This window comes from Streptomyces sp. NBC_01669, from assembly GCF_026339735.1.
Classification (GTDB): Bacteria; Actinomycetota; Actinomycetes; order Streptomycetales; family Streptomycetaceae; genus Streptomyces; species Streptomyces yanii.
The window spans coordinates 1243122-1269089 of sequence record NZ_JAPEQG010000001.1; the positions used below are offsets into that span (position 1 = coordinate 1243122).

At 70.9% G+C, this 25968-nt stretch carries 29 protein-coding genes and 1 pseudogene; 29 read left to right on the top strand and 1 reads right to left on the bottom strand.

Going from position 1 to position 25968, the window contains the following annotated elements; genetic code table 11:
* Positions 1–3 precede the first annotated feature (3 nt).
* The 29 genes and pseudogenes from OG972_RS05610 to OG972_RS05750 all read left to right on the top strand — a co-directional run bounded on the left by OG972_RS05610 (position 4) and on the right by OG972_RS05750 (position 24420).
* Entirely contained in the window at positions 4–462 is a 459-nt protein-coding gene (locus OG972_RS05610) for a hypothetical protein (protein ID WP_266978823.1), read from the top strand.
* Positions 459–1649 (top strand): hypothetical protein, encoded by a 1191-nt coding sequence (locus OG972_RS05615; RefSeq protein WP_266978824.1) that lies wholly within the window; start codon positions 459–461, stop codon positions 1647–1649. The genes OG972_RS05610 and OG972_RS05615 overlap by 4 nt, the downstream gene beginning before the upstream one ends.
* 158 nt (positions 1650–1807) lie before the next feature.
* The gene (locus tag OG972_RS05620; protein WP_266978826.1) at positions 1808–2935 is read left to right on the top strand and encodes an MFS transporter; all 1128 of its coding nucleotides are present in this window, start codon (positions 1808–1810) and stop codon (positions 2933–2935) included.
* Positions 2936–3223: 288 nt separating this feature from the next.
* Positions 3224–3445: a hypothetical protein gene (locus tag OG972_RS05625; RefSeq protein WP_266990290.1), complete on the top strand. Its 222-nt coding sequence runs from the start codon at positions 3224–3226 to the stop codon at positions 3443–3445.
* A 194-nt stretch (positions 3446–3639) separates the two neighbouring features.
* Positions 3640–4782: an AAA family ATPase gene (locus OG972_RS05630; RefSeq protein ID WP_266990292.1), complete on the top strand. Its 1143-nt coding sequence runs from the start codon at positions 3640–3642 to the stop codon at positions 4780–4782.
* The gene (locus OG972_RS05635; protein ID WP_266978828.1) at positions 4779–6578 is read left to right on the top strand and encodes a hypothetical protein; all 1800 of its coding nucleotides are present in this window, start codon (positions 4779–4781) and stop codon (positions 6576–6578) included. Before OG972_RS05630 ends, OG972_RS05635 begins: the two co-directional genes overlap by 4 nt.
* Before the next feature lie 204 nt (positions 6579–6782).
* Positions 6783–7280, top strand: coding sequence for a hypothetical protein (locus tag OG972_RS05640; protein WP_266978829.1), 498 nt, complete (start codon positions 6783–6785; stop codon positions 7278–7280).
* 99 nt (positions 7281–7379) lie between these two features.
* The gene (locus OG972_RS05645; RefSeq protein ID WP_266978830.1) at positions 7380–7805 is read left to right on the top strand and encodes a hypothetical protein; all 426 of its coding nucleotides are present in this window, start codon (positions 7380–7382) and stop codon (positions 7803–7805) included.
* Positions 7802–8650 (top strand): relaxase/mobilization nuclease, encoded by an 849-nt coding sequence (locus OG972_RS05650; protein ID WP_266978831.1) that lies wholly within the window; start codon positions 7802–7804, stop codon positions 8648–8650. Before OG972_RS05645 ends, OG972_RS05650 begins: the two co-directional genes overlap by 4 nt.
* 13 nt (positions 8651–8663) lie before the next feature.
* Positions 8664–9359 carry a hypothetical protein gene (locus tag OG972_RS05655; protein ID WP_266978832.1) on the top strand — a complete coding sequence of 232 codons (696 nt, stop codon included), beginning with the start codon at positions 8664–8666 and terminating at the stop codon, positions 9357–9359.
* A gap of 23 nt (positions 9360–9382) precedes the next feature.
* Entirely contained in the window at positions 9383–10144 is a 762-nt protein-coding gene (locus OG972_RS05660) for a hypothetical protein (RefSeq protein ID WP_266978833.1), read from the top strand.
* 233 nt (positions 10145–10377) lie between these two features.
* Positions 10378–10785, top strand: coding sequence for a hypothetical protein (locus OG972_RS05665; RefSeq protein ID WP_266978835.1), 408 nt, complete (start codon positions 10378–10380; stop codon positions 10783–10785).
* Positions 10786–10794: 9 nt separating this feature from the next.
* On the top strand, positions 10795–11040 hold the full coding sequence (locus OG972_RS05670) for a hypothetical protein (RefSeq protein WP_266978837.1): 246 nt from the start codon (positions 10795–10797) through the stop codon (positions 11038–11040).
* 22 nt (positions 11041–11062) lie between these two features.
* Positions 11063–11446 carry a hypothetical protein gene (locus tag OG972_RS05675; protein ID WP_266978839.1) on the top strand — a complete coding sequence of 128 codons (384 nt, stop codon included), beginning with the start codon at positions 11063–11065 and terminating at the stop codon, positions 11444–11446.
* On the top strand, positions 11443–12246 hold the full coding sequence (locus OG972_RS05680; RefSeq protein ID WP_266978841.1) for a DUF317 domain-containing protein: 804 nt from the start codon (positions 11443–11445) through the stop codon (positions 12244–12246). The genes OG972_RS05675 and OG972_RS05680 overlap by 4 nt, the downstream gene beginning before the upstream one ends.
* 26 nt (positions 12247–12272) lie before the next feature.
* Positions 12273–12584 (top strand): hypothetical protein, encoded by a 312-nt coding sequence (locus OG972_RS05685; protein ID WP_266978843.1) that lies wholly within the window; start codon positions 12273–12275, stop codon positions 12582–12584.
* Between the two features lie 35 nt (positions 12585–12619).
* On the top strand, positions 12620–13441 hold the full coding sequence (locus OG972_RS05690; protein ID WP_266978845.1) for a DUF317 domain-containing protein: 822 nt from the start codon (positions 12620–12622) through the stop codon (positions 13439–13441).
* 71 nt (positions 13442–13512) lie between these two features.
* Positions 13513–14025, top strand: coding sequence for a hypothetical protein (locus OG972_RS05695; protein ID WP_266978847.1), 513 nt, complete (start codon positions 13513–13515; stop codon positions 14023–14025).
* A gap of 202 nt (positions 14026–14227) precedes the next feature.
* Complete coding sequence (locus OG972_RS49205; protein ID WP_323135946.1) at positions 14228–14467, top strand: hypothetical protein; 240 nt, start codon at positions 14228–14230, stop codon at positions 14465–14467.
* Between the two features lie 32 nt (positions 14468–14499).
* On the top strand, positions 14500–16290 hold the full coding sequence (locus OG972_RS05705; protein WP_266978849.1) for a type IV secretory system conjugative DNA transfer family protein: 1791 nt from the start codon (positions 14500–14502) through the stop codon (positions 16288–16290).
* Positions 16291–16356: 66 nt separating this feature from the next.
* Positions 16357–16884, top strand: a complete 528-nt coding sequence (locus OG972_RS05710) for a hypothetical protein (RefSeq protein ID WP_266978851.1) — start codon at positions 16357–16359, stop codon at positions 16882–16884.
* Between the two features lie 53 nt (positions 16885–16937).
* Positions 16938–17459 (top strand): hypothetical protein, encoded by a 522-nt coding sequence (locus OG972_RS05715; RefSeq protein ID WP_266978853.1) that lies wholly within the window; start codon positions 16938–16940, stop codon positions 17457–17459.
* Positions 17456–18214 (top strand): hypothetical protein, encoded by a 759-nt coding sequence (locus OG972_RS05720; protein WP_266978855.1) that lies wholly within the window; start codon positions 17456–17458, stop codon positions 18212–18214. The genes OG972_RS05715 and OG972_RS05720 overlap by 4 nt, the downstream gene beginning before the upstream one ends.
* Before the next feature lie 229 nt (positions 18215–18443).
* A complete protein-coding gene (locus OG972_RS05725; protein WP_266990294.1) occupies positions 18444–19190 on the top strand; it encodes a tryptophan synthase subunit alpha in 747 nt (248 codons plus the stop codon).
* Entirely contained in the window at positions 19183–19650 is a 468-nt protein-coding gene (locus OG972_RS05730; RefSeq protein ID WP_266978857.1) for a hypothetical protein, read from the top strand. The genes OG972_RS05725 and OG972_RS05730 overlap by 8 nt, the downstream gene beginning before the upstream one ends.
* Positions 19651–19718: 68 nt before the next feature.
* Positions 19719–20609 carry a hypothetical protein gene (locus OG972_RS05735; protein ID WP_266990296.1) on the top strand — a complete coding sequence of 297 codons (891 nt, stop codon included), beginning with the start codon at positions 19719–19721 and terminating at the stop codon, positions 20607–20609.
* Positions 20606–21876 (top strand): annotated as a pseudogene (locus tag OG972_RS05740) (DNA cytosine methyltransferase). Before OG972_RS05735 ends, OG972_RS05740 begins: the two are co-directional and overlap by 4 nt.
* The gene (locus OG972_RS05745) at positions 21876–22997 is read left to right on the top strand and encodes a DnaB-like helicase N-terminal domain-containing protein (protein ID WP_266978859.1); all 1122 of its coding nucleotides are present in this window, start codon (positions 21876–21878) and stop codon (positions 22995–22997) included. Before OG972_RS05740 ends, OG972_RS05745 begins: the two are co-directional and overlap by 1 nt.
* 64 nt (positions 22998–23061) lie before the next feature.
* Positions 23062–24420 carry a DUF317 domain-containing protein gene (locus OG972_RS05750; protein WP_266978861.1) on the top strand — a complete coding sequence of 453 codons (1359 nt, stop codon included), beginning with the start codon at positions 23062–23064 and terminating at the stop codon, positions 24418–24420.
* A gap of 269 nt (positions 24421–24689) precedes the next feature.
* Here the strand turns inward: OG972_RS05750 and OG972_RS05755 are convergent, their stop codons facing one another.
* Entirely contained in the window at positions 24690–25955 is a 1266-nt protein-coding gene (locus OG972_RS05755; protein WP_266978863.1) for an IS701 family transposase, read from the bottom strand.
* Positions 25956–25968 lie beyond the last annotated feature (13 nt).

Consider the following 25968-nt stretch of genomic DNA (forward strand, 5'->3'; position numbering starts at 1 on the left):
CCCTTGCAGCCAGGCCCCCACTTCGCCTTCGGCGACCACGACACCCACGGCTTCGTCGCCTCCTTCACCCCCTCCATGCCCGCACACCTCGCCCACTGGTTCCTGGAACGTGAGCAGTTCGAGCCCGTTCCCGGAGAGCCCGGCCTGTACCGGCTCAGTGAGCCCGAACATGACGGTGCTCGCCGCACCCGTCAGGCCGTCCACGACCTGCGCCGCCAGGGCTACACCGTGCAGGCCGACATCCGCCTCGACCCGTCCCTCTCCGCCGGTCCACCACGTCCGATCCGGACCAACGGGCTCATGGAGCGCCGCAGTCGTCTCGCCCAGGCTGCCGCCGGCCGGACGACGCAGCGGTCCGCACCGCCCACCACCTCTCCACCCTCGGCCCGGCCGATCCCGCCGAAGCCCACCTTCGCGCCGACCGTCCACCTGGCGACCTCCGGCGGCGGTCGGTCCCGATGACGCCTTCGAGTAGTCCGGCCCCCGACAGCCGCCTGCCGAGCACCGCCCAACTGGCCAACGGTGCACGCTCCTTTCGGCTCCGCATGGCGGTCATCGATCGCGAGACGGAAGCCGCGCTCGACATGACACGCGACCGCTACGGCCGCACCCTCCACGCAGGCGTCGCAGAAGCCGCACGGGCCCACCGCGACAAAACAGCGCTTGAGGCGTACAGCATCCACCTCGCCCCACACGCCGACGCGCTGCTCGATACCGCCCGCTACGCACTCGACCAGCTACCGCCCGCCCGGCACCTGACCGGATGGCGCGCCGTGCTGGAGGGCCTGGCCACCTCTACCACCGAAATCCGCCAGGCTCTCGACCAGCCGGCCACCCCAGGCTCCCCGGCCGAACGCACGCAGCACGCAAACCTATGGCCCCACCTCACCGCCTGGGCGGACCACAGCGTCATCGCCAGCAACCTCGCTGACCAGCGCGATGGCCAGCACCACACGGCGCCCCTGACCGGCGAAGAACAGCAGATGTGGACCGAGCGGGCCCAGGCCGCGCAGCGGCGCGGCGAGCTTGACCTGACCGAGTCGTGGTACGCCGCCGACGGCCAGCCGATCACCCTCGCTTACCTGGTCGAGGACGACGACTCAACAGTCGTCGCGCTACGCGGAGATCCGGGCGCACCAGGCTGGCAGGTGATCGGGCACTACGCCCACGAATACGAAGCAGGGAAGGTACTGCCCGCGCCGGTCCCGCCCGGCGTGCTGCGCCCGGACGTCTCCCGGTTCAACCGTCCTGTCCCGGCCCCGGAGGTGTCCCTGCAGGAACTCATCCGCGACGCCGTCGAGGCCCAGCAGGCCGGTGACGCGTCCAACGCGCTGCTCAGTGCCACCCAGCGGGGCTACGACGCGGGCCCGATGGTCCGCCTCCAGGAACTCCTGGAGACCAGCCGCCAGTTCGCCAGTGCGCTGGAAACCTCACAGGGCCGCCAGATCGGCGCCCGCCTCTCCGCGCTGGGCCGGCAGATCGAGTTCCTCACCCGCGAAGTCGAGGAGGCGGCAGAAGACCTCGGCGCGACCGTCGCCGTCCTGCCCCCGCACCGTGCCCCCGTGCTGCCCACCCGACCGCGCCCGGCGGTGGACACCACGCCACCCGTACCGCCGCCCCGCGCCAGCACGCTCGCCCGTCACCGCTAAGCACCGAGAAAGTACCCGTTGTCCCTGACCGCACCCCCGGCCCCGGCACGGCGCATCACCTACGGCGCGGTGCTGGGCAGCCCGTACGTCGCTCGCCTCCTCGGCGGCACCCTCACCGGCCGACTCCCCAACGGCATGGCCCCCGTCGCCATCCTCCTGTGGGCCACCACGAGCGGAACAGCATCGCCTTCGGCGGACTGCTCAGCGCCCTGTACGGGCTGTCCTCGGCGCTGGTGCAACCGGTCAAGGGCCGTCTTATGGACCGCCACGGCCAGATGGTGGTGCACCTTCCGGCAGCTCTGCTCAACTCGGCCCTCCTGGTGGCCCTGCCCCTGGCCGGGCCGTACGGCGGACCGAGCCTCGCCACGGCCGTCGTGGTCGCCGGCGGCCTGACGACCCCGCCGCTGGAGGCGGGGCTGCGGGCCCTCTGGCCGAGCGTGCTGCCCGACACCCGGCTTCGGCACGCCGCACTCGCCCTCGACACCGGCACGCAGGGCCTGCTCTACATCGCCGGCCCCCTGCTCGTGGCTGCGCTGGCCTCCGCGTACGACTCCGCCATCGCGCTCGCCGTGACCGCGGTCCTCGGGCTGGTCGGCACCGCCCTGGTCGCCTTCGCTCCGCCTTCTCGGCGCTGGCGATCCGGATCGTCAACAGGCTCGCAAAGCTTGGCGAATCGCCGGTTGGCCAGCCCCGGCCTGGTGCTTCTGTTCGTCTCTCTCACCGGCACCGGCTTCGCAATCGGCGCGATGAACGTGTGGTCGATCGCCATGGCCGAGCACCACGAGCAGGACATGCTCTCGGGCATCATCCCCGCCGCGTTCTCCACCGGCAGCTTCCTGGGCGGCCTCGTCTACGGGCGCCGCACCTGGAAGGGAACCACCACCCGCCGGCTGATCACCGCCGGAGCCGTGTTCCTCGCCGGATGGCTCCCGCTCGTGGCGCTGCCCGGGCCCTTGGCAGCCACCGTCGCGGTGACCGTCCCTGGTGCGTTCCTGACCGTCGTGGTCGCCTGCGCCTACGTGACCACGGACGCTCTTGCCCCGGAGGGCCGCACCAGCGAGGCGTACGCGTGGCTCATCCTGTCGATCGGCGTCGGCCAGTCCGTCGGCACCGCCCTGGCCGGACGCCTTGCCGAGCAGCCGCTCGCCAGCGCGGCACTCCCCGCCGCCGGAGCGGCCCTCGCTCTCGCAGTCCTGCTCGCCGCGCGTCGGCGCCTGGGCCCCACAGGACAGCTGCCGCGCGCCCGACACCGCCGCCCGCTTCGAGGCCGGCACAAGACGCCCTGATCAGGGCGCACCCCAACTACCTGCCAAATTTTCTCAAAAGACCGATTCATGGCTGTTGTTGGTACGCCCGGCTATCAGAACGTGCGGAAAGGCGAGTCAGGCAGCTGTGGGGCGGTGAGGCCCGCCCTGGAGCATGTCGGCAGTCATTGCCCATCGTTCGTGGTCCAGCCACGCACCGTTGATGTGCTGGAAGCTCCAGGCCCGCCTCGCCTTCGCCCAACGCCCCACCACTTTCCCGCCACCACCGATAGGAGATCCGCCTTGCCCGAAGCGCCAGCAGAGCCGTTCATGACGATCCGGCACACCATCACCGGCGAGATCACCACCACCGGCTACAACGCCGCCGCCCGGCGGATCCTGCTCCAGGACGGCTTCGAAGAGACGCCCGTCTGCGCCTGCCGAGCGACGGAACCCAGTACGGAGCAGACGCACGGCCAAGCTCGGCAGCCGACGAGCTGCACGTCGCCGGCCATCCCCTGCACCGGGACCGAGCCCTCGGCCGTCCAGTGAGCGCCGACGGTACGGCCCGGTTGCCCCGGTCGCCGATCTCAGCACAGAACGTGATCCGCTCCGAGAGCGGCCAGCCTCTCCAGCGCATCGCCAACCCCACCCGCGCCCGCACCTGTTGAAGGACCATCGTTGTGACCACACCCGGAACGCCTACCAGTCCAGCGCGCACCAAGGGCGGCGAACTACGGGCCAAGGTGGCCAGACTGCTGGCCGACCGACCGGCGGACACGCTCACCATCGGCGACATGGCCAGGCAGCTGGGCCACTCCCACGGCGCCGTCCGCAACGCCGCCCACACCCTGGTGCGACGCGGTGAAGCCGACCAAAGCGGAACCGGACAACCGGAGTTCCGCGCGAACGCGAACACCTCCACCGCCGCGCAGACCGCTGTGATCAGCCCACCGGGCACCCACGCTCCCCGCGCCCAGCCGACCAAGACCCGCACGACCATTACCGCAGCAGCCACGCCCAGGCAGACTGGCCCGATCCGCCGCGCGGGGGGCCAGATCTACCACCCCCGGGAGCTGGCCGATCTGCCCGACGTCGAGGCGCTGAATCGCTTGCGCGACGCCGACGTGCCAGTGCTGCTCTACGGCCCTCCGGGCACCGGCAAGACATCGCTGGTCGAGGCGGCGTTCCCGGACCTGCTCACCGTCGCCGGTGACGGCGACACCACGGTCGGAGACCTGATCGGCGAGTACACGCAGGCCGACGGCGGAGGCTACGTCTTCCAGTACGGTCCGCTGGTCACCGCGATGACCGAGGGCCGTGCCCTGCTGATCGACGACGCCACCTTGATCTCACCGAAAGTCCTGGCGGCGCTGTATCCCGCGATGGACGGGCGCAGGCAGATCCAGGTCAAGGCCCACAAGGGCGAGACCATCAAGGCCGAGCCGGGCTTCTACGTGGTGGCGGGCCACAATCCCGGCGTCCACGGCGCGGTGTTGACGGAGGCGCTGTCGTCCCGGTTCAGCGTGCAGATCCAGATCGGCACGGACTACGACCTCGCCCTGGCGCTGAGGATCGATGCCCGGGTGGTCCGGGTCGCCCGGAACCTCGCCCGCCAGGTCGAACTCGGCGAGTTGGGCTGGGCCCCCCAACTGCGGGAGCTGCTCAGCTACCAGAAGACCGAGGCCGTCCTCGGCACCAATGCCGCGCTGGCGAACCTGGTCGGCATCGCTCCTGTGGAGGATCGCGACATCGTCGCCGACGCCGTCATCAAGGCTGTCGGCGTCAAGAAGATCGCGCCCCTCACCCTCGGCAAGCAGCTCCCGGCTTCGGCTGCCCGGCAGCCCCCGGGCAGCACCGGCTCCGCGCACCGGGGCCGCTCGCGATGAGCGCCCACCACCACGTCCAGTCACCCGCCACCACCCAGGACGACGACGCCGACCTCGCGCGCTGGGACGACGACGGCGCCCCGCCCGCGCAACCCCGTTCCTCCCCGGCCGCGTGGCTGCGCGTGGGAGCCGAACTCGGCGACCGGCTGGTCGCCCTCTCCGGCCGCCAGGACCTCCTCGTCACCTGCCGCCCCGGCACGCGCAGCGGCGCACCGGCCGCGTTCTTCCCCACTCTGGGCGAGGTCGAGGTCGACGCCCGTTTGTTCGCCCCGCTCCAGCCCCACGAGATCCATCCGCGGATCGTGGGCGACGAGGAGCGGTATCCCGCCGCCTGGGGAGTGTTCGTCCACGAGGCCGCGCACGCGGCCCACTCCGTCTGGACACAGCCTGCCGGAGCGAACCCCCGTGTCGTCGAGGCCGCGCTCCTGCTGGAGGAGAGCCGCGTCGAAGGCGCACACCTGATCACGCGGCCCACGGACCGCACGTACCTGCGCACCAGTGCCCGAACCCTGGTCATGCCCGACATCGCCCACCCCACCCTCCAGGGCATCGAGCACGCCGCCGCCGTGGCGGCCCTGATCCTCGGCCGCCGTGACGTCGGCATCCTGGATGCCGGCGAGACTCGGGCCGTCGCCGATCTGTGCGAAAAGGTGCTGGGCGCAAACCTCCTGGCCACACTCACCCGCATCTGGACCGCAGCCCACCCGTGCGCCGACCACGACGCCACGACCATGCTCGCGCACGCTCAAAACTGGTGCGACGCTCTGGACACCGCGGCCCCCGCCCTGCCCGTGCCGGAGAACCTCACCGATCTGCTGTCCGGCGCCGTGGGGGTCGTCATGGACAGCACGGCAGCCACCGACGCCGCCGACCTCGCGGCACAGGCCGCAGCGACCAACGCCAAGGCCGCGCAGTCCAAGGCGCAGGCACAGGACCGCGCCCAGCGGGCCGGCCAGCGACGCAAAGCCGCCGCCACCGCCAAGTCGGTCTTCAACGCCCGTGGCACCACCGTCAACCCCGACGGCACACCGGCGCCCCACAGCAACCCGGTCACCGGCACCCGCAGGCCCACCGCCGCCGAGCAGCAGGCCGCCGCGCGCCTGAGCCGCGCCCTGCGTGCCGCCGCCTACCGCGAGCGGACCGAGGAGCGGACCACCAGCCCCACCCCGCCCGGCCGCCTCAACATGCGCGCGGCCCTCGCCCGCGACGCTCAGCGCGCGGCCGGGTCGGTCCCCACCGCGGAACCGTTCACCCACACCCGCCGCCGGAACTCCCCCACCCCACCGCTGCGGGTGGGTATCGCCGTCGACGTCTCCGGCTCCATGCGTGCCGCCTGCGCGCCCGTCGCGTCCGCTGCCTGGATCGTGGCACGCGCAGCAGCTCTGACCGACCCCGACTCCCTTACCGCCACCATCGCCTACGACAGGCACCTGACCGCATTGACCCGACCCACCCACCGAGCACCAGAGCGCGTGACGACATTCGCTGCCAACGGCGTCCACCACAACCTCGGCGACGCCATCGACGCACTCGACCACGGCCTCGAACTCACCCGCCCCGGCACCGGCCGCCTCCTCGTCATCGTCACCGACGCCCGATACGGCAGCGACGAAACCGCTGCGGCCGTCACCCGCGTCAAGCAGCTCACGACCGCCGGCTGCGCCGTACTCCAGCTCACCCTCACCGCGGAGTCCCACCACTTGCCGGGGACCACCTTGCTGCACCTGCCCCAGCCCTCCAGCGCTCCCGTCGCCATCGCCAAGGCGGCCACAGACGCCATCCGCAGGACACGCTGAGACGACGCAGAAGGCGGAAGCGTCCCCGAGACCACCGCCAAGCACTCCAGACCACCTTCGTCCGCCGGTCGTGGCGACACCACGTAGACCTGCTCGACCGCACTGCCGAACAGCTCGCCGAAAGCCTCCCGCGACGCACGCGCACCCCCTGAGCCGCTGCGGCCGTAAGCACCACACCCCCAACACAAGGAGATCACCCCGCACATGGCCGTCCGTACTACCTGGAAGATTGTCCACAGCTGTGGGCACGAAGTGACCATCAACCTGTCCAACCGTCCCGCCGACCGGCGCGCCGGATATGCCCGCTGGCTCGAAGGCCGCGACTGCACGGATTGCTGGAAGGCCGCCCGGGACTCCGACACGGAATCCAAGGAGGCATGGCTCGCCGCCAAGCGCGCCGAGGAGCAGGAATCCGCCCGCGCGTGGGCCGAGCAGTTCGACATGCCGCCACTCGAAGGGCCCGACAAGGCCCTCGCCTGGGGCGAACGATCCCGCCACCAGCTCGTCACCGCCGCGTACAACTCGCTGGTGAGCGAGGGCACCTGGGACGATGCCGACTGGCCCGTCCTGGAGGACAAGATCCGTACCGTCTCCCGCGCCGGATGGTGGATCGACCAGCGTGACGCTGAGGGCGCTGACCTGCCCGAACTCCTGGATGCCGCGGCGTCCGACGACATCGGTACGGAGAACCCCTTCCGCTGACGGCGGGGCAACATAGCCGGGAAACGCCGGTTAGCCAAACCGGCGTTCCTCCGGACTATTGATGCTCCCACCCCGCCAGCCACTGCGTGGAAGGAACTCATGTCCCAGCCCCCGCCCACCTCGGCGTTCGCACCGACGCCCGACCCGCTCACCCCCGACCGGGACATCACCCATTCCCACTTCCAGGCCGGCGACACCGTCGTCGTACTGAAGGGGGCGGCGGGCGGGGAGTTGTGGGGCGACGCAATGCGCGTCGTGGCCCCCTCCTGGCACACCCCGACCGACGAGGACGGTTGGCGACTGCGGGATGCGACCGGCGGCCCCCGTTCCTACGTCACCGCCCACCCCCGCTACCTCGTGCACCTCTCGCGTCGCTGCCCGGACTGCCTGATCTACCTGCGGGCCATGGAGGACACGCTCCTGGCGCGGTTCGCCGACCGCAACGAGCTGATCGACTGCGGCTGGTACACCACCACCGCCCTGGGCCAGCTCGTGCACATCGCCGAGATACGGCGCGGCCGGTGATCCCCCGCCTCCACGAGCGGACCCACGCGCCGCACGACCCGCTCGCCGAGGCGCTGGGGCGGCCGGTCTCCCCGAACGAGGGCCTGCCGGAGTACACGGTCGTCGCCCACTGGCCCGGACTGGATTACTTCACCCTGGACGACGAACAGAAGATCTGGACGTCCGTCCAGTGGGCCGAGCACCTCGAAGACCCTTACCTGGAACACCCGTTCGCCGCCAGCCCCGACGACGACCGGCACGCAATCCTCCACCTCACCGTCCGGCTTCACCCGGACAACCGGCAGCTGACCGGACCAGAGTGGTCCGAAACCGGCCACCGGCTCGCCCGGGCCGCCGGTATCGAGATCCCTGGCGAGGAGCACGGCTGCCGCTGGATCGCAGTCCAGGCCCAGCCCCAGCGCCTCGACCTGATCGCCAACCTAATCCGTCTCGACGGCGCGTGGCACGCCCCGCCCAACGACATCCTGCGGCGCCTCGCGGACGAAGCGCGACGCATCGAGCAGGACCTCCACCTGATCTCTCCGGTACGCACCGGGCCCACAACGCGGCCCGCCATCCGGAAGGCGCCCACCGCATCAGCCCAGCTCGCGAGCGTCCTCACTCAACTCGCCGATGAACAGGCCGGCCCACTGGCCGCGGTCCGTGGACTCGTCGAGCACACCGCGCACCGGGTAGCTCGCCAGCCCGGGGCCGCCGGCACTGACACCGCTCACCGCCTGGAGTTGATCGCCCGCCGCCTCCACGCCATCCAGCAGGACCTGGACACCACCGCCGTTCACCTGGTCCAGCCCCGGATCGCCGCCGCACGCCCCGTCGCCCGGCGCACCACCCACCGATCGCCGTAGGAGAAACGTCTCTTTGCCGCTCGCCGAACGCTTCCTGGACATCCGCCGCGATCCGCACTCCGAGGAAGTCCTCTCCCCCGACGGTGACTTGGAGGCTCACAGCGTCCTGCAGCGGGCAGGGTTCATCGCCGTCGTACGCGTCCACGAGACCTACCACCGCGCCCCCACCGGCCTGGCCGACAGGGATGAGGAACGTCTCGCCACCAGCGCCGTCGCCCGCCTGCGGGCAGCCGGATACCACGTCGACTGCGACGCGGACTTCGACACGGACGCCCGACCTGCGAGTTACCCGCCGTTGAGCTCGTCCGTCGCTCACCTCGCCGAGCGCATTCGCGAGGCGACCACCACGGACGAGACGGCCGAGGCACTGACCGAGCTGACTGCCGCCCACGACGGCATCCTCGCAGTGCTGGAGGAAGTCCTCACCGCCACCGCCGACTTCCACGCCGGCCTCGACCAGGCGGCCGACCCGCACATCGCACGGCGGCTGCGCTACCTCGCCGACGAGCCCCTCCGCATCATCCGCACCGACCTCGCCGACACCCGCAACGCACTCGCCGACCGGCACACCCCGCACACCGGCCGCAGCACCTGCAGCGCAGAGGTCCCCGCCAACGAACGCGAGCGCTCCGCCGTGTGCGCCTGCCCGCCCCCGCCACGCGCGCTCCCGGCCCCGCCGCCCCCGGTGGCCGCCGGACTGCGCCGCTGACTCCCACCTCGCCCAAGGACACCATGTACGACCACCACGACATCTCAGAGCGCCTCGCCTCATACGCCGACGTCCTCGCCGGCGAACTCCCCGACACCTGGAGCAGCTCTCACCTCCCGCCGGACGCCAAGGACGATCTCGCCGAACTCTCGGAGCGGATATGGGACCTGGACCTGGTCGCTGCCTCCCTGGCCGAGCATCCGCTCCAGCAGGCGGCCGTCCTGAGCCGCCTCGACGGCGCGCAGCTCGTCGTCCTTGACCGGCACGACGAACGCGACGGGTTCCTCGTCGCCGCCGTCGCCCCGCGCGCCCTGCCCGACGAGGCGTACCGCGCCGTCCCCGAGCCCAACGGCATTGCTCTGGCGGACGATCCTTTCCTGAGCGCCGAGCAGGTCGCCGGCGATCTGCTTGCCCGCTACGACAGCGCGCTGGCCCAGGTTCGACACAACGCGCTCGGCGGTCTCCAGCCCTCCCAGGCGGACCGGGTCGTGTTGACCTGGCAGCCGGACGGAAGCGTCGCCACCGCGCCTGTCGACAACCGTGCCGGTGCGATCCTCATCGCCCACGGCTTCGACCAGGACCCGCAGAGCGGTATTTACCGCCTCAGCGGCGACGATGCCCAGGCACAGGCCCGTGCCCTGCAGGCGATCGGCCCGCAGCTGGAAGCGATCGGCATCGGGACCGGCCTTCAGCATCCGGCAGGCCGGGCCGCTCCTACCTCCGCCCCGGCTTCCGTGCCGCCGGTTACGGCGGGTACCCGCACACCGGCAGCCCGCGGGCGATGAAGCATACGGAGCCCGACTTCTGGGTGCTGAGGTACGTCACGATCACCAAGGACCCGCGCACCGACCTGGTCGTCGCTATCGGTGGCACCGAGAATGCGGCGGACATCCTGCAGTGAATTCGCGTGTTCCCCGCAACCACGCCGCCCGCGCCCCGCGATCAACGGCCCTCACACCTCCGCCGAACCCCACCCGGCCCCGGGCCTCCCGGCGGCGTTGACCCCGGAGAGAAGTACATGGCCAACCTGGCCGATGAATACGGCACGGACGTCGAGATCTATATCAAGGCTCTGACGACGACCATCCACGCCGACACGCCCACCGGAGCCCCCGCCAGACTCCACGACCTGCTGGAGCAGCTCGGCCTGGAGCGCCACGAATACCCCACGGGCGGGCCGATCTACATATGGCACACCGTGCCCGAACACCTCGGCACGGACGAGCAGAAGCACCTGGCGACCCGGGCCATCCCCGCCCTGCTCCTGGCCGGATACGAGGTCAACTGCACGCCCGACGTCTTCGACGAAGCCGCCTACCGGCAGGCCGTGCAAGACATCCGCACCCGCGCTGCCCGCCCCGGCGTGCAGCATGCGGCACCGGCCAGTTCTCCGTCACGACCCGCACCAACCCGCCACACCCCGTAAAACCCCCGGGTGGCCCCGGCACCGCGCCGGGGCCACCCACCGAAACCGACCCAACTCCCGGAGAAACCCGTAGCAAGCCGCACACCACCACAGATCAGCCACCGGCTCACGCCCCGACTCGCGACCGCCCTGTTCCGCCGCTACCTGCGGGCCTGCATCCCCACCGGGCCCGATCGCACCTCACCGCTGGCCGGCGCCCGCCCGGAGGCCGTCCTCGCAGAAACACAGCGCGTCGGGCAGCGCCACCACCACTGACCGTCCAACGACCCGGAGGAGCATGTCCCACCCCACCCTCTACCCGGTGAGACTGGCCGACGAGATCACCCGCCAGCTCGGCCAGCTCGCCGACCACCTCTCCCAGCTGCCTCCGCCCCACGCCGCGCAGGTCATCGCCCGCGTTCTCGACCCGGACGCCGGCGTCCTTGGCGGCATCAGCCACCTCGTCGCCACCGGCAGCGCGTTCGCCAAGGACCAGGCCGAACGCGGCGCCCTCCCCGCGGAGGTGTGGCTCGCCCTGGGCCGTGCCTCGAACGAACTGCACGACATCACCCTCGACCTGGACGAACACCAAGACACCTTGCGGCACGTCGGCACCCAGCCCGTCGCCACCGCGGCGAAGCCCCCGGCACCCGCGCCGCTCGTCGTCCGGCGGCGCCGGTGAAGAAGAAGCAGTGGCAGGGCTGGGGGCCCAATGAGCAGGCCGAGCAGCACTACCTCGTCCAGCCCCGCGCCCTCGCCGGCGGCGGCGACATCCGGCACGTCTCGGAGTTCCTGCGCGCCTCGGGATGGCGGGACAAGTCCAAGACCGGCGGCCCCCTGCACATGGAGAGCCCGGACCGCACACTCCGTGTCGCCTACGACCCCTACGTCCTGCCCGGCGGATGGACCGTCCACGGCAGGGCGGACGGTGCGAACGGCGAGTGGTCGGCGCACCTGGGCCGACAGACCCCCGTGGAAATCGTCGCCGGCCTGACCGACGCCCTCACCCGTCCCCGCTCCGCCCACGCCCCCAACGTCTGGGCGCCCCTCGAAGAGCAGGAGTGGGACATGCGTTTCGAGGGCGAGACCTACACGGCCACCAGCCCCGAGGGCACCGCGTGGATGCAGTACCACCAGAGCCCTGACGGCTCGGCGATGTGGTGGACCGGAGCAAAGGACAAACAGGGCAACGGCTGGACGGCCAACTTCACGCCGAACACGCCGATGCACCTCGTGCAAGCCTTCTCGACCGAACTCGCCGGACCCGACCCCGTGATGCGCCCGCGCGGACGCGTCCCCCTGAGCGCGCAGATCCGTACCTGGTCGGTCTCCGTCAAGCCCTCCCAGCTCAGCGCATGGCAGCAGGCCCGCATCACCGCCGCCCGCGCCGCCACCTGGGCCCGCAACAGCGCGCAAAGCGCCCGGCCGCGCACCAGCGCCCGCCCATCTACCCCGGCCGGCGGCGCACGAACCCGCCGCTGAACCACCGCCCCGTTCCAAGGACACCGATGCCCGCACTCACCCCGGACACCATCCGCACCCTGACCGAGACGCTGGCAGATCTCACCGACTACCTGCGCGAGAACCCCAACCCCGCAGAAGCCCTCGCGCTCGTCGAGCCCCTCCTCGACGAGTACACGGGACTGCCCGTCCAGCTCTCCGACACCCTGCGCGCCCTCGCCCGCGCCGTACAGGACCACCCCGCCACGCCGCGCACCGCACAGGTCGACCTTCTGATCACCGAGCTGCGCACGGCCGCCTGGGAACTGGCCGACCAGCACACCCTCCACCACGCCCTCGACGATCTCCGCGACCTGTAAGGCAGTTCCCCACAGGGCGAGCCGGGGTGCTGCTGGTGCCGCTGAGCGAACGGCAGCTCGCCGCCTTCGCCGACAAGCACGCCTGGCAGATCCCGTTCGACACCAGCCCTCGCCACCTCGCGGGCCCCGGAGATGCCCGCCACGTCACGCACGGCCTGGCCGCCGCCGGGTGGAGCACCGCCTCCGACCCTCTCAGCGCCGAAATCGTCCTGCGCAGCCCCGACCTGCGCTACCAGCTCCAGTTCGACCCGCAGTCCGCCACCTCCGCGTGGTGGCGGCTGCGGGCCGAACGCGCCGATTCCGAGGCCGCCTGGTACGCCGAGTTCGGTGAACTCGTGCCCGCCGAGGTCCTCGCCGCCTGCACGGACGCCCTCATCGTCCCGCCGCAGCAGCAGCCGGACCCGTGGCAACCGGTGACCTCGGCGGGGTGGCACCGCGAATCGGAGGGCACAGCGCGCTCACCGGACTCCATGTGTCACGTCGAACAGCGCCCGTTGAACGAGTTCCACGACCGGCCGTCCTGGCACGTCGAGACCTGTGAGCCCGGCCACGGAGAGTTCTCCGGCCCGCGTATCTGGCACGCCTACTTCGACGAGCACACCCCTGCCCACCTGGTCGGCTCATTCCTCACCGCACTTGCCAAGCAAAGCCCTCTCCAACGCGGCATGTACGACCGCACCGGCCACTACAGCGCCGTGCATGAACCCAGCCCACTGCGCCCGCAGCAGGTGGTCGACGCCCACACCACACGCATCAACTCCCTCCGCGCGCAGGCACGCTCCGCCCGCCGACAGCAGACGAAACCCGCGACGACCCCGGCGAACTCACACCCGGTCCATCCGGCCGCTCGCCGCTGAAATGACAGGACCCGTCCATCTCCACCGACCACCTCGCGCACCGCGACGTCCTCCGCCATCTCGACCACTACGTGAAGGACAGCAAGAAGATCCTCGACGCCTGGGACACGTACTCCGACGAGCACACCGACCTCGACGGCTGGCCCTATGACGACCACGCCTACGGCCTGCGCGCGAGCCAGCGCGACGCCGACACCGCCGCGGCGTTCGAGCCGCTGCGCTACGGCGCCCGCCATCTGCTGGCCACGGCAGAGACACAGCTGACCCAGCTGCCGGAGAACGCGGTGCAGGGCCGCTGGGTCTACCAACTGGGTGTCCTGCGTGATGCCCTGGGCCGGCTGGACGAACTGCACGAGCAGTGGCTGGGGACCCGAGACTCTCTCCCTGCCACCGCCAAGCCGGGCACCGCCGACTTCGACGACGCCCTCGCGGAACACCACGCCGAATCGTGGAGCTACCTCGACGACTGGGCTACCCACGGCAAGGCGGTCCGGGAGGTCAACACCGCTGCGCGCAACGCCCGTTCGCCGCTTGCTCCGGTCCCGGCTTCCGCGCCCGCCCGGCGTAATGCGGCACGTAAGTGAACATGCCGCCGACGCACGAAACCGTGGACGTCGAATTCATTGCACCCCGTCATCTCGCGGGCGGCGGTCACCCATCCTGGGTCACCGTCCCGCTCCATCGGGCCTGTGGCTGGAGCCCCGCCCTGACGGCCAGTGATGGACCCTCTACAACGCCAACCAGCCGGGCCGGGCCCGCTTCGGCGAACACACCCCGCCACGCCTGATCACGGCGTTCACCACGGCCCTCGCCGACACGCGTCCCTTGGCTCGTACGGGCAGCCCGCACCGCCTCCCCACCCTCAACCCGAACCTCATCACTCGCAGGTCCACAGAGGTGCCCGCCGTGCGCGTCGCCTCCGCTCTCGATGAGCGCGTCCGCTCCCTGGCCACTCGTCACACCGTCCCGGCTCCGACACAGCGACCAGCGCGACAAGCGCCGTCCGCGCACGGCCGCATTCGCTGAACCCACCGCCCCCGCCCGGAAGTACGTAGCCCTTGCCCCCTCCTTCCTCCAACAACAACACCGACGGGTACGACATCGTCCTGCGCCTGCTAATCGGCGTGCTCGCCATCGTCGTACCCCTGTCCCACCTCGCTTGGCTATCCGGCAACATCACCGCCCACCTCACCGGAGGGGCCTGGGCGAGGTACCAGCCGACCGATGCCCTGCTCCATCCCAAGCAGGTCTGGCCCGGCGCAGGGGAAACGTCCCTGCTGATCGGCGCCCGCATCGTCCCCGTCGTCCTGTTCCTGGCACTCGGGGCACGAGCGGCCCTCCTGTGGGCACGGCACAAGAACCGGAGCGGCGGCCGGAAGAAGATCACCGACATGGCCAAGGCCCGGGACATCGAGCCGCTGATGGCCAAGGCGATCACCGACAAAGCCCGCTCCCTGCGCCCCAGCCTGAAGAACAGCAAGCACATCGAGGCGAAGGACACCGGGATCCTCCTGGGTAACCTGCAGGGCAGCCGCCATGAGGTGCGGATGGGGTTCGAGGACGTCGCCGTCGCGATCATGGCACCCCGCTCCGGAAAGACCACCTCGCTCGCCATCCCCTCCATGCTCGACGCACCCGGCCCGGTCCTGCTCACCTCGAACAAGGCCGCCGGTGACGCATTCACCACCGCCTACGAGGCGAGGGCACAGGCAGGGGCGATATGGACCATGGACCCGCAGCAGATCGCGCACGCCGCCCGCGAGATGTGGTGGAACCCCTTGGCCACCGCGAAGAGCCTCGACGGCGCCGGCCGGCTGGCCGGCCACTTCCTCGCCGCGAGCGTCGATGCGTCCCAACAGGGCGACTTCTGGTCGAAGGCCGGCAGCAACATCCTGAGCCAACTGCTCCTGGCCGCCGCACTCGACGAGCGGCCGATCACCGACATCATGCAGTGGCTCGCCTTCCCCGCCGACCGCACCCCGCTCGACATCCTCCGCGACCACGACTTCGCCGCCGTCGCCGCCCAGCTCAAGGGCACCGTGGAAGGCCCGCCCGAGACACGGGACGGCATCTACGAGACCGCCCGCCAGTACGCCGCCGCCCTGCTCAACTCCGAGATCGCCGCATGGGTGACACCCCAGAAGGACGCCGCCGAATTCCGGCCCGCCGACTTCGTCACCTCCACCGACACCCTGTTCCTGCTCAGCAAGGACGGCGGAGGCGGCGCCTCGGCGCTGATCGCGGCGTGCGCCGACTCGGTCATGCGCGCAGCCACCGCCCAAGCCGAACGCGCAGGAGGCCGCCTCGACCCACCCATGCTCGCGATCCTCGACGAGGCCGCCAACGTGTGCAAGATCAGCGACCTTCCGGACCTGTACTCCCACCTCGGCAGCCGCGGCATCATCCCCATCACGATCCTCCAGAGCTACCGGCAGGGCCAGAAAGTCTGGGGCGACGCGGGCATGGACGCCATGTGGAGCGCCTCCACCGTGAAGGTCATCGGGTCCGGTATCGACGACCCCGACTTCGCCGACAAACTAAGCCGACTGATCGGCGACCACGACGTCGAGACCACGTCCACCTCGCACTCGGATTCCGGCAAGAGCACGTCGGTGTCGATGCGGCAGGAGCGGATCCTGCCCGCCGACGCGATCCGCGCCCTGCCCAAGGGCACCGCGCTCTGCTTCGCCACCGGCATGCGCGCCGCCATGCTCGACCTCCGGCCCTGGTACCGGGAGCCCGGCGCAGAAGAACTGTCCGCGGCGTCCGGTCGCGCGTCCAAGGCGATCACCGACCGCGCCGTCGCCAAGCACGCGCCGACCCAGTCCGACTTCGGGACGGCCGCGTGAGCGACACCCCGCTGCACCTGGCGCCGTCCCCCCAGCACAACCGACCGGACCGGAGTGGCCCTGCACATGGTCGACCTGACCGAACACACCCCCCTGCTCGGCGAGGTCTCTCCCGCCCTGCAGGATCTGTCCGCCGAGGCCCGACGTATCCGAGCGGGCGAGATAGCCAAGCCCGTCCGCGAGATCGCACCCCTCAGCCTGCGAGTACACGAGCTGGCCGTGCGGTGCACCCGGCAGGTCCACGACCTGTCCGTCAGCCAATTTCCCGCGATGGAGGGCGGCGCCGAATCCCTGGCGCACCTTGTCGGCGCCTGTGCACAGATCTCGCTCGCCGCCACCCTGTGCAACCTCGCTATCCACCACCGAACCGAGATCTACGTCTACGAGGACGCCGACCGCACGCCCGCGACCAGCGCCGATCAACTGCGCCGCGCCGGAGACGAGATGCAGCGCGCCGCCACCACCTACCGGTTCGTGGCACAGCAGTTGTCCCGCCGCCTTGCCTCCTTCACGACGCGCCCCGAGGTCCTGCACCGCAGCACACCTCAAGCCCAAGCGAACCCGGCGGCGTCTGCATCCCGACGCCGCACCTGACCGCACCCCCGAGCCGACGACTCGTCGCACCACCCGCAAAACGAGCCGGACGAGTGCGGACCCCCACGCCTGGAGATGACCTGCACACCTACGAACCTGACGACCTCGACGACATGACCACACTCGACGCCGTGGACGCCGTGGCCGCGGACATCCGCGACCACCGCATCACCGTGGACGGCGCCGGCCTGTTCAACGTCACGCGACACATCGACCTCTTGTGCCACCTCACCGCGCGCATGGCCGCCGACGCCGAGTACGAGCTCGCGCCGAACATCGCCAGCCTCCCGCCCGCCAAGAACCTCGGTGCCAGCGTCGGCCATCTCGGACAGGCAGTCGCCCACTACAGCCAGGCACTCGCCCCGCTCATCACCCTCACCACCACATCGCGGGACACGCTCCAGCACAAGCTCGACGCATTCGGCCACCACAGCAGCGTGCGGATCCACCTCGACAGCGGCAGCCGGGCCCTGGCCGCCGCCCGTACCGCGCTGGAAACGCAACAGCCCCCCGCTGCCGCGGGCGCACCCACCCCAGCTCTGCGGCAGGCTCCGACAGTCCGGCGTCGCACATGACGACACCACCCCATGAGGGCCTCCTGTTCGACGTAGCGGCCCCGCCGACCCCCATCGAACGGCTGCTGCTGCTCGCCGGCCAGTACGTACAGCACAACGACATGCTCGACCGGCTCCTGCGGGCCCAGTCGCCGCCCGAGCCCGACGCCCACGTCGCGTCGGCCCAGCAACTCGCCGCCGCGACCCGCACCGCCCTCGAAGCGATCACCGACGAACGGCTCTTCCAGAGTCAGGACCTGGCGGACGCAGTCGTCCGACTTCGCCAAGTCGCCTTCCTGAGCAGCGCTTCCACCGACCACCCACTCCCGGTAGCCCGCACGCTGACCGCCCTGGCACCGGAAGCGGCCACGGGCTGCGCAGACGCCGTCGCCCGCGAACTCCGGCGCCGCCGTGGGCATACGACCAATGCCGACGACCACCGGCTGACCTCCGCGCATCGCACAGCCCTGTGGGAGATCGCCCGCGGGAACGTCGTGGCAACCAGTTCCCTGGGACGGCAGTACGTCCACTACCGCGATGAGCGCGTCCTGATCAGCACCCTGCGGTCGCTTGAGGGGGCCAGCCTGGCGGAGCGCGTCCCGAAGTCCGCGCCCTCCGCCTACGTGGGCGGACCGCTCCAAGACCGCATCCGTCTCACGGCCGCCGGCACCACCGCCCTGGCCACCGCCATCAGCAGCCCTCCTGCGCGCCGAGCTCCCGCCACCACGCCCGCGCCCGCTCCCGCCGCCGCGAACACAGCCGCCCAAAGCCGCTGACTGCACGGCCACGATCAGCGTCTCCGACCACCGGACGCCCAGCGGCACCCCGGCCGACAGGCACGGTCGGCCGCTCGCGCTGAGCCACCACGGCGTTCCCGCCCACGGCCGCCGCTGCACCCCGTACCCACTCACCGCCGACCTGGGCCAGCAGCCCATCCTCCGAGAAAGGCACCTTCTGGCGACCACCGACCTCCTCCACAGCATCCTCGGGGAACCGCGTTGCGCGCTGGGCGTGTTCGTCCCTGCCGGGCTCCACCCGCCCCACGTCGAGCGCCTCCATCTCGACCAGATGGCACGAGCAGGCACCTCCCTGTTCGAGATCGGGCTCGCCCACGATGACGCCGTCCTCGACGGGCCCATCATCCAGGCGGCCTACCACCGCGCCCTGCGACGCGAGAACGCCCTCGCTCACACCCTCCGCACGGTCGAGCACGCCGCCGGCCTGCGCCCGACCGTCGTCATGACGTACTGGGAACCTGCCAGGCGACACGGCCCCGAACACCTCGCCCGCCTCTTCGCCGATGCCGGTGCCGCCGGAGTGATGGTCGTCGACCTACCCAACCACCAGGCAGAGCGCTGGCAGGCAGCGGCGAAGGACGCGGGGCTGCACGCACCTTGCCTCGTCCCCCGGCACAGCACCGGCACCGACCTCGCCCGTCTGGCCGCCGGGGCATCGGGATGGCTCTACGCACCCGCGAGCACGGCTGCCACCGGCTACCGCGGCCCGCTCGACATCCCCGCCCTCGCTGACTTCACCGGGCACCTGCGCGCCGCGAGCACCCTGCCCGTGGTCTCGGGCGTGGGGATCTCCACCCCAGCCCTCGCAGCCCGCGTCGCGCCGCTGGTGGACGCCGTCGTCATCGGCACCCCCATCGTCCACGCCCTGGTCACCGATCCCGAACAAGCCCCTGCACTGACCGCCGCGTTCGCCCAGGCCCTGACACCGAATACCCCCACGGAGACCCGTGCCTGACCGCTCTGCCCCGATCCAGGTACTCAACCGGATCACGGCCGACACCCTCGCCCTGCAACGGGTGCTCCGCGCCCCCGCTCCCGATCACGCAGCTGCGCTGGCCACGCCGATCGCTGACGCTCAAGAACTTGCTGGCACCGCCATGCGGTTGTTCCACGACCTCGCCGAGCACACGCCGCACCCCTCGCCCGCGGAGCTGCTGCTCCTCGAACGGATCGCGCAGATCGCCAAAGCCGCACAGGACGCGGGAGCCGAGCTGGGTGCAGCCGTCGCCCGCGCCGTGGAGAACCGTCGCCGCCGAGCCGAAGCGCTGACAGGGCGGGTCGTCCTCATCGGGCCCTCACCACAGCAGTTCATCGAGTCGGCCACCGACCTCCTCGACCGCATCCCCGCCCTCCACCACGCCATAGCCCGCGACCGGCGGACCCCGCCCAGCCCGCTGACAGGCCGGCCGCGCTGAGGGCGCACCCCCATTCCCCACCCCCAGGACAGGCCATTTCAGATCAGCCTCGATTCCGCGCCCTTTCCCTGGGCGCGGGAGTTCAGTCCAGCACACTCCTCGCACTATCAGCCGAAGGGATTCTCCCCAGGGTCGACTACGCGATCTTCGCCGACACCGGATGGGAACCCGGAGCGGTTTACACCCACCTCGACCGCATAGAAGAGCAGGTGGCCAAGCCCGCCGGAATACCGATCCTGCGCGTGTCGTCCGGAAATATTCGCGATGACGCCCTGAATCCACATCACCGATTCGCCTCCATGCCCCTCCACATCCTCAACAAGGATGGGCGACCTGGGATGACCCGACGGCAGTGCACAGGCGAATATAAAATTAAGCCAATTAAGCACAAGGTCCGCGAACTCCTGGGACATCCCTATCCCTCACGCATCCCCAAGGGGGTGTTCGTCGAGCAGTGGGTGGGAATCTCCACCGACGAGTTCCACCGGGCTAAGGACGCCGACGTAAAGTACATGCGCAACCGGCACCCTCTTCTGGACCTGTCCTGGAGCCGGGACGACTGTGTCCGCTACCTGACCTCTCTCGGGCTTTCCGATACGCCGAAGTCGAGTTGCCTCGGATGCCCGTTCCACGGGAATGCGCAGTGGCGGCATATCAGGGACACGTCTCCGTCCGAGTGGGCGGATGTCGTCGCATTCGACGCAGCGATCCGGCAGGGCAATGCCCGCGCCAACGCATCAGGCAACCAGCTGCTCGGCGAAGCCTTCCTGCACCGCTCCCGCGTCCCCCTGGACCAGGCCCCCATCGACCACGTCACCGCAGCGGAACGCGCAGCCCTGCACCTCGCCGCGGATGAGGCCGACGTCCTGGAGAACGGTGTCGAGGACGGCTGCTCTCCCTGGGCGTGCCGCGGTGACGCAGACGCGTTGACGCGGGACGACTTCGGGCTGGCCACGTGATCCTCGACCTCTTCGCCGGCCCTGGCGGCTGGAGCAGTGCGCTGCACGTCCTGGGCGTACGCGACGTTGGCCTGGAATGGGACCAGTGGGCGTGTAAGACCCGTGCTGCGGCAGGCCAGTTGACCATTCGCACCGATGTGGCGATGTATCCGACCAGGCCCTTCATCGGCCGCACCCGCGGTGTGATCGCCTCTCCGCCGTGTCAGGCGTGGAGCATGGCCGGCAAGCGCCTGGGCCTGCTCGACCAGCCACTAGTCCACACGGCGGTCGAGGACCTCGCCGCCGGACGCGACACTCGCGCACGCCTCCTCGCCGCCTGCCGCGACGAGAGGTCCCTGCTCGCGGCCGAGCCGATGCGCTACCTGTACGCCCTGAACACCGTCGGCGAGCCCGACTGGGTCGCCATGGAGGAAGTCCCGGACGTCCTGCCGCTATGGAAGCAGTACGCGGCCGTCCTGCGCGCATGGGGTTCTCCGTCTGGTACGGGATCCTCAACGCCGCCGACTTCGGCGTCCCGCAGACCCGGAGGAGGGCGATACTCCTGGCCTCCCGCGTCCGCGCAGCCCAGCCGCCCACACCTACGCACGCTCAACTCGCCGAACCCGACTCGCTGTTCGGTCCTGGCCGCTCGCGTTGGGTAAGCATGGCCGAAGCTCTTGGGTGGGGTGCGACCGACCGGCCCGTTCCCACCGTCTGCGCCGGTGGCGGCCCCGGGGGCGGACCCGAACCCTTCCCCTCGGGCTCCCGCAAAGCGCTCTCCGACGCCCGGGAGCGGGGCACCTGGACGCCCCGGGCGGACGGTGTGGTCCTGCAGTCCCGCCGCGAAGGCGCAGGATGGGCTGCCCGCCACGGGGTTCGCGAGAACCGGGCCGCTGACGCACCGGCGCCGACGTTCACCGCCGAGGCTCACCGCTGGTCGTGGTCTCTGCGCAGCAACAACCAGGCCAATGCCACTGTCCGTTCGCTGTCGGAGCCGGCGGGCACGCTGTTCTTCGGCCACCGGGCGAACGAGTGCACCTGGGTCGCCGAACCGGCCCCCGTCGTGGCGGAGGCCACGGATACGCCGGCGGTGCCGGAGCCCATCCGGATCACCGCCCGCGAGGCCGGGCTCCTGCAGACCTTCCCCGCCGACTACCCCTGGGCCGGCAACAAGGGCCAGCAGTTCTCCCAGATCGGCAACGCCGTACCGCCGCTGCTCGCCGGCCACCTCCTCGCCCCGCACCTCGGCGTCGCTCTCGACCCGAACAACTTCACCCTCGCCGTCTGATGCCCGCCACCCCCGAACCCGACGCAGACGACCTCGACACCATCACGCCGCCGCAGCCGGTGTTCCACGTCGAGCAGGCCCTCCTCGGCGCCCTCCTCCTCGACCCCCACCGCCTGGGCGACGTGAGCGGCATCGCCGCCGACTCCTTCTCCACCGCCGCGCACACCGCCCTGTACGCCGCGATCAGCACCCTGCCGCCGCCCGACCCCATCGAGCACACCCAGAACACGGCCTGGCTCAACCGCGTCCTCGCCGCAGCGCGCGAGAAGGCGCACGGACTGACCGCCTCCTACCTGCACACCCTCATCCAGGTCTGTCCCTGGCCCCGCCACGCCCCTGCCTACGCACGCATGGTCGAGGCCGAACACGCACGCCACCGCGTGCTGAAGGCCGCCGAACACCTCATCCAGACCGCCCAGGACACGTCCCTGCCGGACCCTGTCCGAACGGTGCTTGCCGAGGCCGACGCGCTGGGCGCAGTCGTGGACGACATCGCGAGCCGCTTCCCGCCCCGCGCCGGAGTGCTGCCCCGCACCGCAGTACCCCCACCGGTTCCGCGCGACGGCGGCGAAGCGGTCGAGGAGGAACAGTTCCTGCTCGCCACCGCCACCGCCCACCCGGCCGGCATCGAATCCGTACGGTGGCTGCTCCCCGACGACCTCACCCTGCCTCTGCACGCCGGCCTGTGGCAGTGCCTGACCGCCCTCGCCCACCGCCACGAGGCCATCGACCCCGTCACCGTCCTGTGGGAGGCCCAGCAGCGCGGCCTGCTCGACGACGGAAGCGATCCGCGCGACGTGATCCGCCTGCTGGCCGAACCAGCCGGCTCCCTGGATTACTGGGGCGAGCGCACCCTGCAGCGCTCACTGCTGGCCACCGTCGATCAGGCCGGGCGACGCATCGAGGCGTACGCCGGCGACCCGGCAAACACACCGTTCCAGCTCGTCGTCGGCGCCCGCCGCTCCCTCGCCGACATCGCCGCCATACGCACCCGCTGGCAGCAAGCCACCGGCCCGGTGCCGACGCGAAGACCTCGACGTGCGCCGCCCACTCGCGCCGGGCCGCCGACCACCACCGCCGCCATCGCGCACACCGCCCGCGCTACGCGAGCCACCCGATAGCCCCCGCACACGCCGGTGGCCGGATCCGAAATTTTTCGGCTACCGGCAGGAGAGGCCACGCCCCATGTCCCCCGGACCCACCATCGATGCCCACGTCCGCCTCGACGTCCACCCCACGCACTCCAGCGCCGTGACCGCCACTCTGACCGGCCCGCAGGCCCGCATCGCACACATGGGCCTGGAAGCAGCCGGCTGGACCGTCGTGGCGGACAACGTCCTGGCCCTGGTCCGCATCGACGCCGAGGAGCCCTACTGGGCCAAGGACGCAGCCAAGCACCTGGCAGCCGAGGGGATCGCCGTCGAGATCACTTCTCGCCTCCAAGAGGCCATGGACGAGGAATGGACCTGGGCCAACTACCCGATGCCCTGGTGCACCCGCAGCGAAATCCGCGAGGTCTCCAACGAGGCCCAGAAGATCCACGACGACATCCGCCACGGCCACCTCCTCATCCACGCCCACGCCCACGACGGCCACACCACCGTCGCAGTCGGCACCTACCTGCACCGCACCGGCAAGTCCGTCTACCTCCACGGCGAGAACCACCTGCGGCAGGTCGCCGACACCTTCGACTCGCCCGCCCAGGCCCTGCTCGCGTTCGAGAAGGTCCACGGCGCGCAGATGCGCCCGGGCCCGGCACCCCTGACGGACACCGAGCGCTCCGCCGCCGAAGCCCGCAAGCCGCTCGCTCCCCCCACAACCGAGCCAAAACCGTCCGCGCCGGAGCCGGTCCCCGTCTACCTGGCCGACGCCGGCGACCACGACGCCCTCCTCGACCACTTCCTCTACGCGCACGGTGAATTCGAGAAGTGGCGGACCTGGTCGGATGAGACGACTCACGCCATCCACGAGTCCCAGACCCTGCGTATCGAGCGCGTCCACGAAACTCAGCCCCGCGACATCGCGTGGACCATCGCCGCCTACGAGACCCCCGTCTCCGAGCGCATGTGGGGCCTCGCCGCGACCGCCGCCCCGGTGCTGGAGGAACTGCTGAACCACATTGCCGACGGTGATGGTTGGGACACAGCCGTCAACACTCCCGTGGACGAGAGGGTGGGCACCGTGGCCGCGCAGCCACTTACGGAGGCCGGGTGGAAGCACACCTTGAAGGGGCACGGGATCCGCTGGACGTCCCCCGATGGGGAGGCAGGCGTTCAGTTCGCCCCCTTGACCGCCCAGCACCCTCAGAACCCAGCGACGTGGACGATCTGGGCCGGTCCCGGCCCGGAGCGGCCCACCTGGGCCATCACCGCGTCCCCGCCCACCCCGAGTTCGCTGCTGGCGGGCCTCTCCGAGACCCTCGCCCACGACATCGGCCATCGTCGCCGCCGTACCGCGGGCGAAGGACGCGGGACGAGTTTCGTCACCAGCCCACTGGCCATACCCGCGGTCGCAGCCAGCCCCGCTGGCAGCCGTTCACGCTGACCACCGGCTGCCGAGAGCGGGGCAACATAGCGCGGGATCGCCGGTTAGCCAAACCGGCGATCCCGCGCATCATTGATAGTCCACCGCCACGTCCCACTCGCACGTCGAAAGGCATCACCCCACGACCTCAGAACAGCCACGAAGCCGTCACGGCCTAGTAGGGCTTGGTCAGGTCGGTGCGAGTGCTGGTATGTCGCGGTGGCAGGTGGGGCAGGCGCCGGCCCAGGCTGCGAGCAGTAGCTGCAGCTCGCGGACGACTTGGTAGAGGCTCAGGCCGGCGCCGTGTCTTTTGGGGCTCTGGCCAGTCGCTGCAGGGTGCAAAAGGCGTGCGCGACGGAGACGAGGGTGACGTGGTGGTGCCAGCCGGTCCAGGTCCGGCCCTCGAAGTGGGCCAGGCCGAGGGCCTGTTTCATCTCCCGGTAGTCGTGCTCGATGCGCCAGCGAAGCTTGGCCAGGCGGACCAGGGTGGTCAGCGGGGTGTCGGCGGGCAGGTCGGACAGCCAGAACTGGACGGGTTCGGCCTGGTCGGCGGGCCATTCGGCCAGGAGCCAGCACTCGGGCAGCTCCGGGCCGTCAACGGCCTGGCGGACCTCGCGGCCGGCAGGCCGGATCCGCATGGTCACAAACCGCGAGTACATCCGTTTGAAGCCGCTGCGGCCGTTGCCGGGCCGGGAGCCCTCACGCCATTGCACCGGCTTTGCTGCCTTCCGGCCGGCCATGGTGACCAGCTGTTTCACCGATTGCGGCTTGTCCGGGTACTTCGCCACCGGCGGACGTCCGTTCCCGCTGTATGGCTCGGTCACCGGCACGGCTTCGCCGGGCTGAGCCGACAACGTGGTGGAGATGCCCACGACGTAGTTGAGGCCGCGGGCCTGCAGGCCGTGCCGGAACGCCGCCGCATCGCCGTATCCGGCGTCCGCGATGGCCAGCGGCACCTCGATCCCCCACGAGCGGGTCTCATCAAGCATGTCGAGTGCGAGCTGCCACTTCTCCACATGCCCGACATCGTCGGGGATCTGGCACGCGGCGCGGCGGGCGACCTTGTCCGGGTCGGCCTTCGCGGACCCGGGCGCCCAGGTCTCGGGCAAAAACAGCCGCCAGTCGACCGCCGCCGAGGCATGATCCGAGGCCAGGTGCAGCGAGACACCCACCTGGCAGTTGGTGACCTTGCCCGCGGTGCCGGTGTACTGCCGCGACACGCACGCCGAGGCGTTGCCGTCCTTGAGGAACCCGGTGTCATCGAAGATCAGCGCCTTCGGCCGGACCGCCACGTCCATCTTCCAGGCCAGCCGGGCCCGCACATGCGCCGGATCCCACGGACTGGTGGTGATGAAGTGGGCCAGCGCCTGCCGGTTCCCGTCCTCACCCAGCCGGGCTGCCATCGGCTCGACGGACTTGCGCTGCCCGTCGGTCAGCAGCCCCCGCAGGTAGACCTGCCCCCACCGACGCTGATCATCACGCGCGAACGGCTCGAAGACCTCTGCCGCAAGGTCCTCCAACTCGCCACGCACAGACGCGATTTCTTCCGGAGTCACACGCCTTCAACGA

Excerpts from the sequence above, each read along its gene's own strand:
- OG972_RS05615 (WP_266978824.1), top strand. The coding sequence starts at position 459 with ATGACGCCTTCGAGTAGTCCGGCCCCCGACAGCCGCCTGCCGAGCACC.
- OG972_RS05625 (WP_266990290.1), top strand. The coding sequence starts at position 3,224 with ATGACGATCCGGCACACCATCACCGGCGAGATCACCACCACCGGCTAC.
- OG972_RS05635 (WP_266978828.1), top strand. The coding sequence starts at position 4,779 with ATGAGCGCCCACCACCACGTCCAGTCACCCGCCACCACCCAGGACGAC.
- OG972_RS05640 (WP_266978829.1), top strand. The coding sequence starts at position 6,783 with ATGGCCGTCCGTACTACCTGGAAGATTGTCCACAGCTGTGGGCACGAA.
- OG972_RS05645 (WP_266978830.1), top strand. The coding sequence starts at position 7,380 with ATGTCCCAGCCCCCGCCCACCTCGGCGTTCGCACCGACGCCCGACCCG.
- OG972_RS05660 (WP_266978833.1), top strand. The coding sequence starts at position 9,383 with ATGTACGACCACCACGACATCTCAGAGCGCCTCGCCTCATACGCCGAC.
- OG972_RS05665 (WP_266978835.1), top strand. The coding sequence starts at position 10,378 with ATGGCCAACCTGGCCGATGAATACGGCACGGACGTCGAGATCTATATC.
- OG972_RS05675 (WP_266978839.1), top strand. The coding sequence starts at position 11,063 with ATGTCCCACCCCACCCTCTACCCGGTGAGACTGGCCGACGAGATCACC.
- OG972_RS05685 (WP_266978843.1), top strand. The coding sequence starts at position 12,273 with ATGCCCGCACTCACCCCGGACACCATCCGCACCCTGACCGAGACGCTG.
- OG972_RS05710 (WP_266978851.1), top strand. The coding sequence starts at position 16,357 with ATGGTCGACCTGACCGAACACACCCCCCTGCTCGGCGAGGTCTCTCCC.
- OG972_RS05720 (WP_266978855.1), top strand. The coding sequence starts at position 17,456 with ATGACGACACCACCCCATGAGGGCCTCCTGTTCGACGTAGCGGCCCCG.
- OG972_RS05745 (WP_266978859.1), top strand. The coding sequence starts at position 21,876 with ATGCCCGCCACCCCCGAACCCGACGCAGACGACCTCGACACCATCACG.
- OG972_RS05750 (WP_266978861.1), top strand. The coding sequence starts at position 23,062 with ATGTCCCCCGGACCCACCATCGATGCCCACGTCCGCCTCGACGTCCAC.